A 19,445-nucleotide genomic window follows, 5' to 3' on the forward strand; every position below is an offset into this window, starting at 1 on the left:
ATGCATATTTGTCGTATAAAATTTAAGTTTTAAGTCAATCTTAACACAATAAAATTGTAACTTCGTCGCGAATTATGAATAAGAATATTGTTTACGGATTGATTGGTTTCGGTTATTTTTTGATCGGAATTTTTACTTGGAAATATCAGTTTTTCATCATCAAATTAGATGAAACAAAAGCGATGTTATTGGGTATTTTATTTATTGTTTATGGCGCTTTTCGTGTTTATCGCGGTATAAAATCTTATAAAAATGATCAAGAAAATTAGTTTACTTTCACTTTCGGCCTTTCTTATTTTTTTTACTTTTAGTTGTAAAGACAAGGAAAAACCAACAAAAGCAGAACAAAAAACTGCTGTAAAGCGCGCTTTGCACGAATATGGAGATTTGGCAATGACGGTAGATCCAAGTTTTAAAAATTTAGCGCAGTCGTTGGCAGATATGTACATGGTTGATTATCCAGATGTGAAAATTACGATTAACGAAGAAATTGAAGAAAAAGCAATCAAAGATTTTTACGAAGGTAAAATCCCTCTGTTAATGGTAAGTAAACCGCTTACAAAAGCACAACAACAACATTTATTCAACAAAACAACAACCAAATATATTTCGTCTGTAATTGCTTTGGACGCTACAGTTTTTATTACTTCTGTTGATAATCCAATCAATTCTATTACGGTAAATAATATTAAGGACAATTTATACAAAAAAGATCCGAAAATAACGTTTGTTTACGATCATCCAAACTCAGCGAATTTCAATACAATAAATGATAAACTAAAATTATCTGTAGAAAATGGAGCGAAAGTAACAGCGATGGGTGATGCTGAAAAAGTGATTGACTTTGTGCAAAAAGATAAAACTGCAATCGGAATTATTGGATTAAATATTTTGAGTGACAAAGGAAATCCAAAAGTTGAAGAATATCTTAAAAAGGTAAAAATATTATCAATTGCAGATGATAAAGGAAATTTAGCATTGCCAACTATTCCGAATTTGAAATATGGTGTTTATCCTTTTTATCGTCAAATTTATATTTTGAAAAATGAAGTTGGTTTCGGAATTGGAGCTGGTTTCACAAGGTTTGCAGGTTCGCAACGTGGACAAAAAATTGTAACACGCGAAAGTCTTCAACCTTATTATATTTATAAACGTGAAGTTCAAATTAATAATCTAGAACAACCCTTACAATAAAAACAGAAAACCTTCCGAAATGGAAGGTTTTTTTTGGTTATTTTCTATTATCTATCTCTTTTCTTAATTCTATTATATGTTTGAAATTAGACAGATTTTCTTCATTCAAACTATACCATTCAATCCAATCTATACGCATTGTTGTGTCATATTCTCCTAACAAAGCATCAAGTAAAATATAAATTGTATTTTGCATTTGTCCACTACCATCAAAATTCTTGATGTATAAATCTATTCCATATAAACCTTCATTTATAGACGATTTATAATACAAATCATCATAAGATATTTCATAATCATTGTAACGAATTCCTAAATTATCATTACCAATTCTTTGGCGAAAAGCAATAATATTCCAATTTTTGAATTTCGGAGATTGTTTAACTAGTTTTTCAACTGATACAAAACTCTCTTTTAAACCATCAGCCGAAATCGTAAATTCTCTTTTCCCATTTTCTAATATTGGACTTGAATTAAAAGCTAAATTTGAATCAACCTTTACTAATTCATTTCTAATCTTATCATACAATTCTAATTGTAATTCTTTGCTATCTATATTATCATAAATGTATTTTTCATTTTTTTTAAACCAATTCCAAAAATTAGTTTCTGGACTTGACTTACAAAAACTAAAAGATGAACAACCAACAATAAATAGGACTAAAAGTAAAATTTTATTCATTATTCATAATATTAATCAAATCTTGCTCCCCAAGGGTTTTGCAAATCGAAACCTAAACTAAATAACATTCCGTTCTTGCGACCATCAACTTGATAATCTGATAAACCAATATCGTAGGAAATTCCAGCTTTTAAAGAACCAACTTTAAACTTTAGGATTGGTGAAACAAACAACGGATTGCTATTTTTAGAATCCATTCCTTGCTTGTACCCTACTCCAATATCAACGCCTTGATTATTGTCTCCAAAACCAATATGCGACATCAAGTTTATATCCAAATGACGCTCCGAATTCGAGTTCAAATTATACACCAAAGAAGGTTCTAACGCAATTCCTTCGGAAACGTTCCATTTATATCCAACATTGAAATAATACCACGTTGGCAAAGGCTCTACATTGTTCACATAATACACATTTTGGCTTAACGGAATATCCAAAACCGACACTCCAGCGGAGAAACCAGCATATTTGAAAGATAATCCCAAATTCGCAAAATATGTAGAATATTTATCTTCTTGTAAAGCAGGGTCATTCGGATCTTCTGCGATAATTTTTGAATAATCAAAACGTTGCGAAACATTAGAAGCACCAACACCGAAAGAGAAAACATTGATTTCGTCTCCATCATAACTTCTATCATCAATAGGAATGTGATATGCTGCATTAATTCCGAAACCAGTCATTTTAACTGCCCCATTTCTATCGTTGAAAAATTGCATTCCCAACGCCAAACGATCTACAATAATTCCGTGAGCACTTACCGTTTGTGTACTTGGACTTTCAGGTAAATCGTCCCACTGATTGCGATGCGTTCCTGTTATAGAAATCACATTCGGGTCTTGTCCTGCGTACGATGGATTGATTAACATTTTATCGCTCACCAAATAATGATTGTAAAACGGTAACCCTTGTTGTGCTTCTATTTTCGAAAGTGAAAATAGTGTTAATATGAATAGTGTTATTTTTTTCATAAATATTTTTCAATCAATTATTTGATTTTACGTTTTACTAATATACTTCCAGAATATAAAACTTGCAAATCATCTGATTGCTTCGAGAATTCTAACAAATACCAATATGTCCCATCTGCAACAGGTTTACCATTTAGCGTTCCGTCCCATTTTATAATATCTGTTCCTTCTTGTGTCAATATCTGTTTTCCGTAACGGTCAAAAATAATCAATTTGTACGAATTTGATGTATCGGTAACTTTACCATCTTTTGTCATTGGTTGCCAAATATCATTAAAACCATCATTATTTGGTGTTACAACATTTGGTAAAGCAAGGTAAATAACATTTTTACGCTCCGAAACTCCACAATTATTCAATCTTACTCTTACTGTAAAATTATTATTTTTGATATTATCTGGAATAATTAATTCATTCTTTGTTTGCCAATCTACAATTACTTTTCCATCAGAATCAAACAACGCATATTCTAACTTTCCATTTCCTTTTGCAGAAACAATTATACTTTTTTCGTTGATTGTAATTTTATCAATTGTAGGCAATACTGAAAGAGAAACAACTAACGTTTTAACAATAGAACAACCCGATAATTTATCTTCAATTGTAATTTTATAATTACCTGCATCAAGCTCAAAAATATATGTTCCTAAAATTCTAGTTCCATCTTCTTTTTCTACCTCATAATAATACTTATCGTAATCTGTTTGAGTTGTAAAATCTAAATTGTACAAGTCTCCTGAACAAACTTCTCCAGTTGGAAAAACTGTTATTGTTGGCAAAGTATTTATTTTGTAATAAAACTTAATCGTTGCAATACCACAATAATTTGGATCATTAAAAACAACCTCAACAAAATCGTTATTAGACGTAAATTTTGCATAAATTTCGTCAACAGAAGATTGCGTAACTAAAGTTGGATAGTTTAATTTGATATAATCTAAAACAGATTGAATTTGATTTTTTGCAGTAGTAGGATTATCTTCACAATAAATGATTTCATGATCTTGTGTATGCATTTCTACAGCAAGAACATCAACAATTAAATCTTGTTTTTCATTGATAATAATTTCTTTTTCAACAAAACACGAATTGTCTAATTTATTTTTAAAACGAACTTTAATCGTTGCTTTTCCACCTACAAAAATTAATGGCGTTGAATTATTATGCAAAATTTCGGAGTCATAATCTATGATAGAATTTGCTCCAAACAAATTACTTAATACTTGATCGTCTATTGTAATTTTATCATCACAATCTGCCGTTAATTCTTGTGTAGTATCTGTTACATTTGGTTTCGTAATCACTTGTAATTTTAGCGACATTTCTTCTGAAAAACAGTTTTCTCCGTTTATTTTGACTTTAAATCGAATTGTTTTAGATTGATTATCAGAAAGCGTTTCATCTGAAATTCCATTAAACGTAATATCCGTTCTACCAAGTTTTGATTTTAAATAAGTTTCGATTTTGACAATCGTAAAAGTATATCCCAAACCAACTTCTGAACAAGTAGAATTAAGTGTTGGAATATTATCAATCTTGTCGAAATTAGATTCGTCTAAATTAAATGTTAATTCTACAACTGTATCACAAATTGTATTTCCATTATCAGCTGCCAAAGCTTTTACAATGATTTTTCCATTTTTAGTTGTTTTGATATATGTAAATAAATCTGTAATTTCAACTAAACTATCTTCTTGATAATACTTTAGGTTATAGTTGTTACCATTTTGAATTCTATCAATTGTATTATCTACATGGATTTGTGTAAAATCTGCTAAACAAATATCTTTTATTTCTGCTGGAAGAATATTTGCTTTTGAGGTTTGTTTGATTATTAATGTGCCTTTCTCACCCAAACATCCCGTTCTATAATGAACTGCTTGATATGTTAAGTTTAATTGACCTGAAATTATATCTATTTCATTATTCTCATAAACTTCTGTTCCATCAGATAAATAAAATTTTAAATCGTAATCTTCATCATTAATAACCTGAGTTTTAATTCTTAAATCAAATTTATTAATAGTGAATTTAGAATTGCATGTTGTAATTATTTCTGGTGTATATAAATTATAATGTTTGACATCTCGAATATCGATTTGAAAATCATCTGTACTCTCACATAAATCAGTCCCTATATAAGTGATAGAAACATTCATTCTCACAAGATCATCACTAAAGTTTATTGTTTGACCATCAGAATATCTTACACCTCCATATTCAACATAATTAATTCTAAAATTATTCACATCTGTATAATCCGTCACGTGTTTCTCGATAATATCTTTATAATTAACAACATAATTTTTCCCACAAACTTCATACGTATAATCCGTAAAATAGAAATTATATCCTGCTTTAAAATTAATAGTAACTGTGTATCTATAAATCTCTACATTTCTATTATCATAGACTTTGGCTATATAAGTATGCCCTAATCCTATAGAAGAATTAATATCAGTTGTAATTTCATCTGTAGAAGTAACTGAATTAAATATTTTTATTTTATTTACATCAACTATTTGTGAATGATCTACTGAAATTTGTGATTTGACTTTATCTTTAACTTCTGAAATGGTATAAACTTCACTAAAACATTTACCTGACAATTCTGTATTTCCACCAACAGGCTCTGGCTCACAAACAATTGCTGTTCCTCCTGGTGTAACAAAACTAATTTTTGCATTAGAATCACGACTTACAAATCCTATTACAATATATTGTCCAGCAACTACATCGATTGGTTTTAATTCACCATCAGCATCATTTCCTCTAATATTATCATAATATTCACATTCATCAGTTTCAGAACTAAACAATCCTCTATCATTACTTTTATCACTAAAAGAACTTCTTACAGAATTATAACGTGTTTTATTATTAAAGAAAAAATTATTCAATTCATTTTCTGATAAAATCCAAACTTGAAAATTAACAGGATTGATTGCTGTAAAATTATATTTAAACTCAAAACTACCTCCTGAAACTACTTTATAATAATTTATACTTTTGTATTTATCATTTTCATCATTTCTACACGAAACGCCATTACTATTATCTTTTATGGCTGTTTTAAATTCAATATTCTGATAAGCTGTAGATAAACTTAAGTTAGAATTGTTTGTACATAGATTATTAAATTCACTTATCTGCCCCCAAACAATCCCACTAATCATCAACAATAAAAAGTAAAATATCTTTTTCATACGTCTTTCGTCAACTATTTTTAGAATAACGCAATTTACTTTAGAATATTCTATCAACCATAATGTTTCTAATTTTCGTGAGATAAACTATCTTTGCAACCTGAAAATTTGATTAAGATGTCTTTAGAACAAGAAATAAATAAAAGAAAAACCTTTGGAATTATCGCCCATCCCGATGCTGGTAAAACAACTTTAACAGAGAAGTTATTACTTTTTGGAGGCGCAATTCAAGAAGCTGGTGCCGTAAAAAGTAACAAAATTAAAAAAGGAGCAACTTCCGATTTTATGGAAATTGAACGCCAACGTGGTATTTCGGTTGCTACTTCAGTTTTAGCATTCGAATATAAAGGAAAAAAGATTAATATCTTAGATACGCCTGGTCACAAGGATTTCGCCGAAGACACTTTCCGTACACTAACTGCCGTAGATTCTGCGATTGTGGTAATCGACGTTGCAAAAGGGGTTGAGGAACAAACAATCAAATTGGTAGAAGTTTGTCGTATGCGCAAAATTCCGATGTTGGTTTTCATTAACAAAATGGACCGCGAAGGAAAAGATGCGTTTGATTTAATGGACGAAGTAGAACAAAAACTAGACTTACAAGTTACACCACTTTCTTGGCCGATTGGTATTGGAGCAACTTTCAAAGGAATTTATAATATTTGGGAGAAAAACATCAATATTTTTTCTGGAGATAATAAACAAAAAATTTCTGAAACAACGAAAGTTGAGGATTTATCAAGTCCAGATTTAGACACATTAATTGGAACAACTTACGCCGAAAATCTTCGTAATGAGATTGATTTAATTGACGGAGTTTATCCAGAATTTGATATGCAAGAATATATGGACGGAAATTTACAACCTGTATTTTTCGGTTCTGCTCTTAATAATTTTGGTGTTCGCGAATTGTTAGACGCTTTCGTTGATATTGCACCAACTCCACAATCTAAAGAAACAGATTTGAGAATTGTCGAACCTTATGAAAATAAATTTTCTGGCTTCGTGTTCAAAATTCATGCGAATATGGATCCGAAACACCGCGACCGTTTAGCCTTTATCAAAATCGTTTCTGGTAAATTTGAACGTAATACCAACTATTTCCACGTTCGCCAAGGTAAAAACATGAAATTCGCTGCGCCAAATGCTTTCTTTGCTGATAAAAAAGAAGTGGTTGATGAATCGTTTGCGGGTGATATCGTTGGTTTACACGATACAGGAAACTTTAGAATTGGTGATACGTTGACAGAAGGTGAAAAATTTTCTTTCAAAGGAATTCCAGCTTTCTCCCCAGAACATTTCCGTTACATCAACAATGCTGATCCAATGAAAGCAAAACAATTGGAAAAAGGAATTGATCAATTAATGGACGAAGGTGTTGCGCAGTTATTTACATTAGAAATGAATAATCGTAAAGTTATCGGAACCGTTGGTGCACTGCAATATGAGGTTATCCAATATCGTTTGGAGCACGAATATGGTGCAAAAGCAACGTACGAACCTTTCTCTGTTCACAAAGCGTGTTGGGTAGAAGTTGAAGATGAAAAATCAGAAGAATTCTTAGAATTCAAACGTGTTAAACAACGTTACTTAGCGAGAGATAAATTTAATCAATTGGTATTTTTAGCAGATTCTGCTTTTACAATTCAAATGACGCAAGATAAATTTCCTTCAGTGAAATTACATTTTGTAAGTGAGTTTTAAATTTTGGTCAGATAATTGAATTAACCAACTGAAATATTTTTTAGAAAAAATCTAAATGAAAAAGATCATATTAAGTTTAACATTGATTTCAGCGTTTGCCGTTAATGCAAAAGCACAAGATTTGAAATCAATTTTTGGAACTTTAAAGAAAGAATTCGAAAAAGCTAACGCTCAAACTACATCAAAAGAAAATACCTCAACTGTAAAAGTTGACTCTATAAAAGTTGTAAATGGTTCAACTGATACTAAAACAATTTCTGCCGAATCCTTAACAAAGTTAAATGGTTTATCTAACGCAACTGTTGCCTCTGGATTAAAAGAAGCTTTGTCATTAGGATTAACGGACGGAATAAAAACATTGGGTCAAAAAAATGGTTTTTACAATAATTCAGTTGCGAAAATCTTGATGCCAGAAGAATTACAAAATGTAGAAAAAACTTTACGTTCTTTGGGAATGGGAACTTTGGCAGATAAAGGAATCAAATTATTAAATTCTGCTGCTGAAGATGCTGTTTCTGAAGCTGCTCCTATTTTTGTAAATGCAGTAACATCGATGACCATTACAGATGCGAAAGATATTCTAGTAGGAGGAAATAATTCGGCTACAAATTATTTAAAACTAAAAACAACATCTGATTTAACAAAGGCTTTTCAACCAAAAGTGGAAGCTTCTTTGGGAAAAGTTGGTGCGGATAAAGTTTGGAATAATTTGATTACAAAATACAATACGTTAACTGGTAACCAAATTGATCCAAATCTGAATGCTTATGTAACACAACAAACAATAAATGGTGTGTTTAACATGGTTGCAGAAAAAGAAGAAGGAATTCGTGGAAATAAAGCATTGCGTACAACATCATTGTTACAGCAGGTTTTTGGAGCACAGGATAGTAAGAAGTAAGATACACTTATATTTAATCAAAAAGACTCGCTACGATTTGTAGCGAGTCTTTTTGATTAACTCTACTTCATTCAACAACTTCTGAAATTCTTTTCCTATAAAAGGATTGATGATATGCTGAAAGCCTTTTTGCAAAGTAAAAACTGTAATTGTTGCATTAGTTTCTGGCAATAAATAACATCTGTTCCCCACCAACCACCATGATAATAGGCGTTAAAACCTAGATCAAAGTGATAAATACCTAAACAATATTTAGATTGATCCGAAGGCAAAACATACGTCGACATCAAACCTAAAATTTGTTTATTCTGAATAATTTTTCCTTCAAACAAATACTGAAAAAATAAAGCCGATTCTTTGGCTGTAGAAGCTATCCCACCACCTCCGTACAAATCCCAAGATGGATTCAAATCATACGAATCCCAGAATCCCAATTATATTTATCTGCATATTGGTGCGCAAGCGGAAGCGCTTTCGAAGGATATTTCTCCAAATCGATAAACCACTTTTGTGTCAAACTTAATTCTTTGTACTTTAACAAATCTCGAATTATTGTATAAAAAGGTTGACGCTTTTTTTGTTCAATAATTTCTGCTAAAAGCAAATAATTGATATCACCGTAACTAAACTTTTCTCCTACTTTTTGTGGACTTCCGATTTCCATTGCTCGTTTTATTTGTTCCTCCTTCGTCCATTTATATTGCGGTCGCTGATTAACTAATTCAAAATACGCATCATCGACATAATCTTGTATTCCAGAAGTGTGCGACAACAAATGTTTGACTGTTATCGTATTCAAATCATAACCATCTTTTTCGAACAATTGACGAGTCTTCTTAGACAATAAATTCTTGATTGGTTGATTGATTATAACTTGACCTTTTTCTACTAATCTCAAAATTGCAGCAGCCACATAAGGTTTGGTATTACTTGCGATTAAAACTGGTTGTTGATAATTTAAAACTTCATTCGTTTTGATATCCGAAACTCCTTTTGCATAACTCCACGAAATGTTTTGTTTTGGTGCTTCAACATGAACAATAATTCCGACAGCGTTTTTATTCTTCTCGTAAATCGAATCTATTTTAGATTGAAAAATGGTTTGCAGTTGCGCAAATCCGATAAAAGGAATGAGTACAATATTGAGTAGAAGTCTTTTCTTCATTTCATGTTATTTGATTTTAAAGATAAATAAAATCTTAAATTATACGTGATACACTGAACGTTTTAAGCTTTACGCAATAGGCTTTTAATTTTTTGTCACTAGAGCAGAAACTCGAGCCTTGTCAAGGTTTAAAACCTTGACAAGGCTAATTACTTTTTAAACTATACGAACACTCTTTTATTCTTTGCGGTTAATTAAACGTGATACGTTTTACGTAATGAGACCCTTAAACGAATTCAAGACAACAAAAAAAAAGAGCTGAGAATAACCTCAGCTCTTTTAAGATTTATTAATTTGAATTGATTATTTAATCTCAACACGAATTCCTTCGCTTTGCGCACTCAATTCTGGTGCATACATATTTTGCATCGATGTAATTCCGTTCGAGAAATTACCTGCATTATTCGCTTTCAAATCATATTCGAAAACATATGTTCCTTTTCTCATGTAATCCGAAAAGAAATTCGTTGCAGCATCGCGCGTACTTTCGTAATAGCCAAATTCTCCTTTCCATTTGTAACCAGAAAGTACATTCACAGGCTCGAAACCACTTGCTCGCATATCTTTAATATGTACAAATTGCATGTTACGATCAACAGAAATCTCTAATCGAACAGTTACAATATCACCAACTTTTATCGGTGTTGACGTTGTAATTTCTTTCAGAATTGGACCATTTGCAGAATTCGATTTAACAAATAATTTCTTGTTGAATTTAATTCCTGTTTCAGCTGATTTTATTTTATCTAAATCTTCAAAATATTGCCAATACATCGCTCCCCAAGCAACACCAGGAGAAGTTTTTGAAACTTCAACTTTACCCATATCTGGTTTGATTTCTTCTTTGTTCCAAGAAGTTTTTACATAACCCGAACCAGCTTGCAAATTTTTATCTAAATCAAATTTCTGGTTTCCAACCTTCACTTCAATTCCTTTATCAGCATCTATCCAAGATTTCCCAAAATTCATTAAAGCATAAACCGCTTTTGTCGTTGCTTTTGTTGAATTCCACTGATTTGTTTGACGATTTTTCAATAACCAAACTTTCATTTCTTCGACAGATTTTTCATCTTTCGAAACTTCATCAAATGCTTCAATCAAAAAAGCTTGCGTTTCTACAGGCGCTTGATACCAAAACCAACCCGGTTGATTTTCTTTCCAATACATACCCATTTCATCTGATTCTACTGCTTTTTCTTTGATTGAATTGACTACAATCTTAGCAGCAGACTGCATTCCAAAACGATTCATCACAATTGCAGCCATTGCTTTTTGTTGCAACGACAACTCTAATTTTGTATCATTTAGATTCTTTAACATCGCTGTTTTCATTTCTTCCAATTCTTTCGACATCGGATAATCTTCTAAGAAAAACGAACGCGCATATAAATAATGTAAACCGTCTGAATATACCACATCCTTGAATGATTTTTGATCTTTCTTGAATTCTTTGAAACGATTTAAATTCTCGTTATCAATATACTGAATTGCTTTTTTGATTAACGGATTTACATCAATTTCAAATGCTTTGAAGTTTACCTCCATTTTCTTCATATTTCCAAAACCAGAAACGATATGCGTTGTAATATATTCGTTTGGACGACCGCCATCAAACCAAGCAAAGCCACCATTTGATTGTTGTTTATCCGATAATTTTTGGAAAGCCGATTTCATTTCCGTTTGCATTTGATTCAATTGGAATAAAAGCGCTATTTGTTTCATTTGCTCTTCTTCGCTTTCCGCATTTTTTACCCAAGGTGTTTCTTCTAAAATGATATTTTTCAATTCTTGGTTCAATTGTAATTTTGATTTCAATTCACCTTTTTTGTTCCAATCATCAAAAACAGCTTTAATTTTTGGATTCGAATTAATCACTTTCTCCGAAATCATGTTTCCATATAAACGCGAGAAGACTTGCTCAGCGCATTCGTAAGGATATTCGCGCAAATAAGGCAACGAGAAAATCGCATACCAAATTGGATCCGTTGTCATCTCGAATGTTAATTTGAAATTATCTAACGAAGTTGATTTATTATTGATCATGTTATCGAATTGGAACGATTTCTTTTGACCTTCTTTTACATAAATTGGCAACGTTTCTGTCAACATCATACGATTTGTCAAAATTGGTAAAGCCGATTCTTCTCCATCAGAGAAATCTCCAGCCGAAGCCACCACACGATACACTACTGCTTGTACATTTTTCGGAACATCAATTGTCCATGTCACTTGGTCTGAATTTCCTCTTGCAACAGAAAAATTCTGAACTGCATTTGTCAACTTAAATTGTGCATCTATTGGTTGATTGGTAAACGCATCAAACAACATCAGTTTTGCAGAACCATTCAGTACATTATCTGATAAATTATTGATTTTAGATGAAATCGAAATTTTATCTCCTTCTCTTAAGAATCTTGGCATATTTGGTACAACCATCAAGTCTTTTTGTGTACGAACATTTTGTTCTAAATAACCTGTTTTAAGGTCTGGTGTATGCGCAATCGCCATGAATTTCCACTCTGTTAAACTTTCTGGCGAAGTAAATTCTATAATAACATTTCCTTTTGCATCTGTTTTTAAGTTTGGATAAAAGAACGCTGTTTCATTAAGATTTGTGCGCGCTTTTACGTTGTCTAAAGCTGCGTTTGCACCTTTTTTCGTCGTAATAATTATAACTCCATTCGCTCCTCTTGAACCATAAATAGCAGTTGCTTCTTCTCCTTTCAGTACATTCATAGACTGAATGTCATCTGGATTAAGTTCTGGCATTTTATCATATACAACTCCGTCTATTACATAAAGTGCATTTTCATTTCCTTGTAATGATGAAGCTCCACGAATAGAATTATAAGAACTCGTAGCTAAACCTGATACTTTTCCTTGTAATACCACATCAACTCCTTCTAAATCAGCCTCAGCAGCAGGCATTTTTAAATATTCTTCATATTCTTTCTTTGCTGATGCTGCAACAGATTTTCTCATCATACGATTCATACGATATTGGTTAAATCCAAAATCAAATAAATTAAGGTCTAATCCTGAATATCCTCTTGCATAAAAATCATAATTTGTACGATAATAAATTGCTCGGGAAGGATTTGTTGAATAAAATTGATAAAGATTAAATGGATTATTTCTTCTTGAATTTGTGAAATTATAGACATTAAAATCTAAAGAATTCGACGCAAATTGATCCAACGAAGCGTCGTACATACTTGCTAAAACCTCAGCCGAAACTTTGTCTTTATTTGGTCCTTCAATTTTTAACTGCCATTTTTCTTTTGCACCTGGCGTCAATTTATCACGTAAAACTTCAGCCGAAACTTTCAGTTGTTTATTGGTAAACGGAACTGCCAAATTAAGACTTCCTGTTTGCACATCATTGAATTTAGTCATCGCATAATTCACATAAATTCTACCGCGATATTCTTCTTTAATTGGAATTTCGACTACAGATTTTTTGCTCAAATCCAAGAAACCTTTCTCAATGATTAGTTGATTTGCCTCCACTTCATAATATACATACGTATCTTTTGAACCTGATTTAAATTCAATTTTTGCAACATCTTTTGGTTTGAAAGTCGATTTATTAGGCGAAACTGCTAAAAGTGTTTTAATTGCATTTGCTTTCTTTTCATTCGAAACATAAACCAATTTATCCACCTCAACTTTTTGCGTTCCATCTAACACAAAACCTTTTACAACATAATAACCTTCTTCTAAATTTGAAGCTTGATTAAATTTAATTTCATCAGAAATTTTTGTATCAAAATCACTTTCAAAAACCTTTTGATTTGTTGTCCACGTTTTTGGATTCATTTCGTCACCATAAGGTTCATTCGGAAATATTTTTTTGAATTCTTCTTTCGAATAAATATTATAATCTGTTGTAAATTTTTGACGACGAACTATTTCTTTTGGTGCATTTAACGAATAAATTTCGACGTGTCCTTTTCCATCTAATTTTTCATCATTCAAGTTTTTCACTTCAACTTTGAAAGCTTTCAAATCGTCCGCTTTTGTTTTCTCTGAAACAGCCACATTCAACGACATTCTCGTATCACCAACTTTTACCGAAGAAGACTCAGACTGCGTTTCTCCATTGATATCTGTTGCATTTACTTCAATAAAATAATTGTAGGTTCTTACCTCATCTTTCTTTTTCTCCGAAGCTGGTTTTGCTACAAATTCAAAGTTAAATTTTCCTTCCGCATCTGTTGTTGTATCTCCAAACGTAATTTCTTCTCGTTCTCCACGACCTGCTGGAATTGAGCGATACCAAGGCCAAAATGTAAAAATTTCTTGACGATAAACACGATACGAAACTTTAGCATTATCGATATTAGCACCAGAAAAAGCAATCGCCTTTCCTTCTACTTTTACCTTGTCGTTTAAACTATAAACACCTTTATTTTTCTCTATTTCTACTTTGAATTTTGGACGTTTATATTCTTCCACTTTGAATGAATAATAACCGTCTTCATTAATAGCTCTGATCGAAAAGTTACCTGTTAAAGCAGAACTTGGCAAAATAAAACTTCCATTTACAGATCCAAATTCATTAGTTGTTAAATCTATTTTAGAAAGCTCTTTATTGTTAACATCATATAAAGCAATCGTCAATTTAGAATTTGGAATGATATTTCGAGTTTTATCTTTCGATAAATAATAAATTCCTTTGAAATAAACCGTTTGTCCAGGACGATAAATCGCACGATCTGTGAAAATCTTGACAGAAGAATCATCATCTTCATCATCACGATCGTAATCGTAATAATATGTTGAATAAATAGTATGTTCGTCTTTCACACGATATTGAAGATTTCTCCAGCCCGAAGGAATTGTTATTATTCCATCTTTATCCGATGTTAAAGTTTTTGTTTCCTTTTTATTATAATTTGTCAAATTAGAAAACTCAACCGCAACATTACTTTCTGGTTTTCCAGTTTCACGATTCACAACCGACAATTTATCATTTAAAGAATTTATCGCATATTTCGAAACCATTACATCTAAATAATCAATATCGTCTTTTGTGTTGATTCTGAATTCAGAATTATTCGAAAATAGGACAATATAACGACCAGATTTTAGTGGATTTAATTTAACAATTGTCGAATGATTTTGATAATCTTCAAACGATTTAACATCAATTGCATATTGATCAACAACCTTTAAACTATTCAGAAATTTTTGCGCTTCTGCAATTCTATTTTCGTTGTAAACATTTAACGCTTGTATTTTATCTTTTCCATCAAAACCTTCATTATAAGCGAAAATTCTCACAAAAACTTGCGACAAATTTTTATGCGTTAATTGAATTGGTGTATTCTGATTTTCGTTCATATATCGCTCTGCTTGTACACTTAATTCTTGCGATTTTATCTTCGAAACTAAATTATTTATATTCTCTAATTCCTCCGAATTTGGATAAAGCTTCGCAACTTTTTGTTGTAGTTCAAAAATCTTATTTACGTTCGCCAATTTATCTTCTTGCAAACCATAATAATCCGTCGCTAAAGTTGCATACACATAAGACGAATACCATGCTTTTGGATATTTTGTTGCTAAAAATTCTTTTTGTTTAATAATTTCTTGAACCGAAGTCGAACCTCGGTTTGAATCAATTAAAATCAATTCATTGTACAAAACAGCATTTTCGTTATTTTTTTGTTTATTAATCTCAACTAAATCAGAAAGCAATTGATTTGCTTTATCTTTTTCATCATTCTCATTCAGATAATTGATATATTTTTTCGCTAAAACATCATATAAAGTTGGCGTTAAATCCAATTGTTGTTGCGCATTTTTCTTATCATTTGCAATATTCAAAATCATTTTATAATCTTGAGATTTTGCATTTATTAATTCATTTTTTGGTTGAATTGATTTCGAAAAATAATCATTAATTGTTTTCTTAAAAGTATCTTCTGTCCAAAATCTCACATCATTTGTTGCTTGATTTTCGACATTTGTACGACTATTGATTTTCCAACGATTTTCGTTGTAATACAATTGATATAACTCAGCTAAATATGAATAAACAATCGCATTATTTACAATTGATTTTTCATCTAAATCCTTTTTAAACAAATCAAAAACGAAGTTTACATCATCTGTTTCATCAGAAGTTGCGACTTTTATTTTTGCTTCATAAAATAAAGCTTTCAGATAACTTTGTTGATTATTTTGCTTTTTTGATAAAGCTTTTAGTTCATCAATTTTTGGTTGGATAGACTTGAATTGACCATTTTGCATTTGTTGGTCAATTTCTTTCCACTTTTGATCAATCGTTGGGGATTGAGCCATAAGCATCGAATTGGTTAAAATTAATAATAAAAACAGTAGCTGTTTCATAGATTCTTTCTTTTATCAGTAGATGCAAGTTACGGAAAAATGGTTGGTTGTGGAAGTAAAATAATCATCAAATGGTTGATATATAGCACAAAAAAAAATCTGAATGGTACCATTCAGATTTTTTGATATATAAGTTGATTAGTTGTAGTTTTTATAAATCGTCTACGTCTAAATCTTCGTCGATTTGTAAATCATTTAATTCAGCATCTTCTGCAAAATCAATATCTTCTTCGTCGTCTAAATCAACCATCATGTCTTTTTTAGGCGCTTTAAGAGGCATTGAACCGAAACGGTAAACCGTTAATGGGTAATTAAGAACAGCTGGTTTATCTTCTACAGAAATTAATTCAGCCACAAATGTCCACATTTCCATAAAATCATATACAAAAGCCATACGATCTCCTTGATTAGCAAAAGCTTCTTTGATATAAAAATCAGCCATTGTTTCATCAGTTCCATCATCAGACATATCCTCTAAAGGAATTTCTTTTGTTTGGTTTCCATCTTCATCTAATTCATAGAATGATGCCAACTCCTCACCTTGTAAACTAAAAGCACTAATAATACCTTTGTACAATGTGAATAATGTTTGCTTCTCTTTAATTTCTATGTCTCTAAAAACATCCTCTTTTGCATCAAGGAATACACGAATTTTATATATCACTTTCTAAATATTTTTCGGTTCCAAATTTAAATCTTTTCCCATATTAATTACAAATTCTAATGCAGAATTATAATTATTTTCTACTTCGCCTTCTAAAATTGCTTCTTTGATGGCATTTTTTAAAATTCCAATTTCTTTTCCTGGTTGAATATCAAATATTTTCATGATTTCTTCACCCGAAATTGGCGGTTGAAAATTACGAACTCTGTCGCGTTCTTCAACATCTTTTATTTTTTGTTCTACAACTTCAAAATTTTGTTTGAAACGTTTCTGTTTACGCTCATTTTTTGTTGTAATATCAGCTTTACAAAGCGTAATTAAATCGTCGAAATCTTCTCCAGCATCAAATAATAATCTGCGTAAAGCTGAATCTGTAGCATCGTCTGTTACAACTGCAATTGGTCGAGAACTCATCATCACCAATTTCTGAACATATTTTACTTGTGGTCCTAATGGTAGTTTTAATCGTCTGAACAATTTTAATACCATTTTAGATCCAACAAATTCATGCGAATGAAATGTCCAACCTACATTTTTATCAAAACGTTTTGTTACAGCTTTTCCAATATCGTGCAACAACGCCGCCCAGCGCAACCAAACATTATCTGTGTTGACAGAAATATTATCAACGACTTCTAATGTATGATAAAAATTATCTTTATGTTTTTGACCTTCAACCTCTTCGATTCCTTTTAACGCAACCAATTCTGGTAAAATATGTTGCATTAATCCTGATTGTTCCAATAACAATAATCCGACCGAAGGTTTATCCGTCATCATAATTTTTTGAAACTCATCCATTACGCGTTCAAAAGATACGATATTAATACGTTCAGCATTATCAATTATTGCCTGAAAAGATTTTTTTTCTATTTCAAACTCCAATTGAGCTGCAAAACGAATCGCACGCATCATACGCAAAGGATCATCAGAATAAGTAACATTCGGTTCTAATGGCGTTTTGATGATTTTATTATTCAAATCTTCAACTCCATTAAAAGGATCAATTAATTCACCAAAATTCTCTTTATTCATCGAAATTGCCAATGTATTGATCGTAAAATCACGACGTTTTTGGTCATCTTCCAACGTTCCGTCTTCTACATGTGGTTTTCGACTATCTTCTGAATAACTTTCTTTTCGTGCACCTACAAATTCCAAATCTGTGTCTTTATATTTGAACATTGCTGTTCCAAAACGTTTAAAAACTGAAACTTGTGATGTATGTCCTAATTTATTAGCTAATTCTTTAGCCAATAAAATTCCATTTCCTACTGTTACAAAATCGATGTCTTTTTTCTGACCACGATTCAATAAATAATCGCGTACAAATCCACCAACTACATAAGTTTCTTGATTGATTTCATCAGCAACTTCTGCTACATTTTTAAAAATTGGATTTGATACGGCTTCTAAGATTTTCATTCTGCAAAAGTATAAGTTTTGAAATAAAAAACTACTCTCTAATAACTTTTACTTCGTTATCTAGACCTAATTTAATTATCGTTGATGCAGGGAACTGAGGTACAAAGGTTTTTGTCTCGTCTGGATAAAAGTCAACACGCTCTAAAATAGTAGGATTAACTTCCGAAAACACTTTTGGAGAAGGTTCTCCTGATAAATTAGCCGATGTAGATACAATTGGCCCACCTAACTTCCCTATGATCTTCTTACAAAATAAATCGTCTGTTAATCGAATAGCAATTGTATTATCTTCTGCGACTAACGATTGCGGTAAACCTTTGGGATTATCATAAATAATTGTAAGAGGTTTTTCGTTCAAATCAATCAAATCCCAAGCTAATTCTGGAACCTCAACAATATTTTGTAACATACGTGGAGAATCAACTAAAATAATCAACGATTTTGACGAAGGACGATTTTTTATCTGATAAATTTTTTCAATTGCGGCCTCATTCTTCGCATCACAACCCAGTCCAAGAATTGTATCAGTTGGATAAAGCATTGTTTCTCCTTGTTTTAGTTTGGCTACAATTTCGTTTATATCTGACATTTTCTTTGTTTTATAAATTTGAGTGCAAAGGTATTGTAGGAAAGTTGAAATGAGAATTATTTAATATATTTTCTCCAAAATTTATACTGTTTGGGTTGATTAAATCGATGACAAGCCATTGGCAAAACATTATTATTCAATTTTAATGCTACTTCTGGCTTACGATCCATACAAAAATCTAATGCTTCCTGCCATTCAGGAATTTTATAATCCTTGTATATTTTTGGAACATATAATGACCAAAAAACATCTTCTACATGATAATCAGAGTCTGGCTTTTCTTTTAAAAATAAATTTATTTGATTCGATTGTTCTTCAGAAATTTGAATAAATCTATCTACTTTTCTCAGCGAAAATCCTCCATTTCCAACTTTAAAAAGACGCTCCATATTCTTTGGATTCTTACCTTTTATTTTTCGAATAAATCCATTTATTTTTTCAAAACTTAAATTAATAAAATTACGTTCACTTCCTATCCATGGTGCTCCAACATAATCATAGTCTTTATCGCACCATTCAATTAATTTATTAAAGTTGTTTAAACTTTCATTTTTTTGATAAGTATAACAGTAAAAGCAATATAATGT

General features: G+C 31.2%; 14 protein-coding genes. 4 read left to right on the forward strand and 10 right to left on the reverse strand.

The window, feature by feature from the left end:
• Positions 1-74 precede the first annotated feature (74 nt).
• Positions 75-269 (forward strand): hypothetical protein, encoded by a 195-nt coding sequence (locus tag B3J26_RS10685; RefSeq protein ID WP_038333573.1) that lies wholly within the window; start codon positions 75-77, stop codon positions 267-269.
• A complete protein-coding gene (locus B3J26_RS10690) occupies positions 253-1,194 on the forward strand; it encodes a PstS family phosphate ABC transporter substrate-binding protein (RefSeq protein ID WP_291074502.1) in 942 nt (313 codons plus the stop codon). The genes B3J26_RS10685 and B3J26_RS10690 overlap by 17 nt, the downstream gene beginning before the upstream one ends.
• Positions 1,195-1,231: 37 nt before the next feature.
• On the opposite strand, the gene B3J26_RS10695 is transcribed toward B3J26_RS10690, so the two are convergent.
• The 3 genes from B3J26_RS10695 to B3J26_RS10705 are packed head-to-tail and all read right to left on the reverse strand — an operon-like array spanning position 1,232 to position 6,053.
• Positions 1,232-1,876, reverse strand: coding sequence for a hypothetical protein (locus B3J26_RS10695; protein ID WP_280037650.1), 645 nt, complete (start codon positions 1,874-1,876; stop codon positions 1,232-1,234).
• An 11-nt stretch (positions 1,877-1,887) separates the two neighbouring features.
• Entirely contained in the window at positions 1,888-2,847 is a 960-nt protein-coding gene (locus B3J26_RS10700) for a PorP/SprF family type IX secretion system membrane protein (protein WP_221854572.1), read from the reverse strand.
• A 17-nt stretch (positions 2,848-2,864) separates the two neighbouring features.
• A complete protein-coding gene (locus B3J26_RS10705) occupies positions 2,865-6,053 on the reverse strand; it encodes a T9SS type B sorting domain-containing protein (RefSeq protein WP_291074505.1) in 3,189 nt (1,062 codons plus the stop codon).
• A 117-nt stretch (positions 6,054-6,170) separates the two neighbouring features.
• On the opposite strand from B3J26_RS10705, the gene B3J26_RS10710 reads away from it, so the two are divergent.
• Together B3J26_RS10710 and B3J26_RS10715 are read left to right on the forward strand one after the other, a co-directional pair.
• Positions 6,171-7,757, forward strand: coding sequence for a peptide chain release factor 3 (locus B3J26_RS10710; protein WP_038333563.1), 1,587 nt, complete (start codon positions 6,171-6,173; stop codon positions 7,755-7,757).
• Positions 7,758-7,812: 55 nt separating this feature from the next.
• The gene (locus B3J26_RS10715) at positions 7,813-8,658 is read left to right on the forward strand and encodes a DUF4197 domain-containing protein (RefSeq protein ID WP_291074507.1); all 846 of its coding nucleotides are present in this window, start codon (positions 7,813-7,815) and stop codon (positions 8,656-8,658) included.
• A 95-nt stretch (positions 8,659-8,753) separates the two neighbouring features.
• On the opposite strand, the gene B3J26_RS10720 is transcribed toward B3J26_RS10715, so the two are convergent.
• From B3J26_RS10720 to B3J26_RS10750, 7 genes are all read right to left on the reverse strand, one after another.
• Positions 8,754-9,092, reverse strand: a complete 339-nt coding sequence (locus B3J26_RS10720; protein WP_291074509.1) for a hypothetical protein — start codon at positions 9,090-9,092, stop codon at positions 8,754-8,756.
• Positions 9,065-9,823 (reverse strand): serine hydrolase domain-containing protein, encoded by a 759-nt coding sequence (locus tag B3J26_RS10725; RefSeq protein ID WP_291074510.1) that lies wholly within the window; start codon positions 9,821-9,823, stop codon positions 9,065-9,067. Before B3J26_RS10725 ends, B3J26_RS10720 begins: the two co-directional genes overlap by 28 nt.
• 303 nt (positions 9,824-10,126) lie before the next feature.
• Positions 10,127-16,180, reverse strand: coding sequence for an alpha-2-macroglobulin family protein (locus B3J26_RS10730; protein ID WP_291074512.1), 6,054 nt, complete (start codon positions 16,178-16,180; stop codon positions 10,127-10,129).
• A 151-nt stretch (positions 16,181-16,331) separates the two neighbouring features.
• The gene (locus tag B3J26_RS10735) at positions 16,332-16,844 is read right to left on the reverse strand and encodes an IS1096 element passenger TnpR family protein (protein ID WP_291060433.1); all 513 of its coding nucleotides are present in this window, start codon (positions 16,842-16,844) and stop codon (positions 16,332-16,334) included.
• A gap of 3 nt (positions 16,845-16,847) precedes the next feature.
• A complete protein-coding gene (locus tag B3J26_RS10740; RefSeq protein ID WP_114999833.1) occupies positions 16,848-18,269 on the reverse strand; it encodes a CCA tRNA nucleotidyltransferase in 1,422 nt (473 codons plus the stop codon).
• Positions 18,270-18,300: 31 nt separating this feature from the next.
• On the reverse strand, positions 18,301-18,858 hold the full coding sequence (locus B3J26_RS10745) for an L-threonylcarbamoyladenylate synthase (protein WP_291074514.1): 558 nt from the start codon (positions 18,856-18,858) through the stop codon (positions 18,301-18,303).
• Between the two features lie 56 nt (positions 18,859-18,914).
• Positions 18,915-19,445 (reverse strand): DUF5672 family protein (locus B3J26_RS10750; protein WP_291074516.1); only part of this gene is annotated, 531 nt, incomplete at its 5' end.

It is taken from the genome of Empedobacter sp. UBA5987 (assembly GCF_002429865.1).
Lineage (GTDB): Bacteria > Bacteroidota > Bacteroidia > Flavobacteriales > Weeksellaceae > Empedobacter > Empedobacter falsenii_B.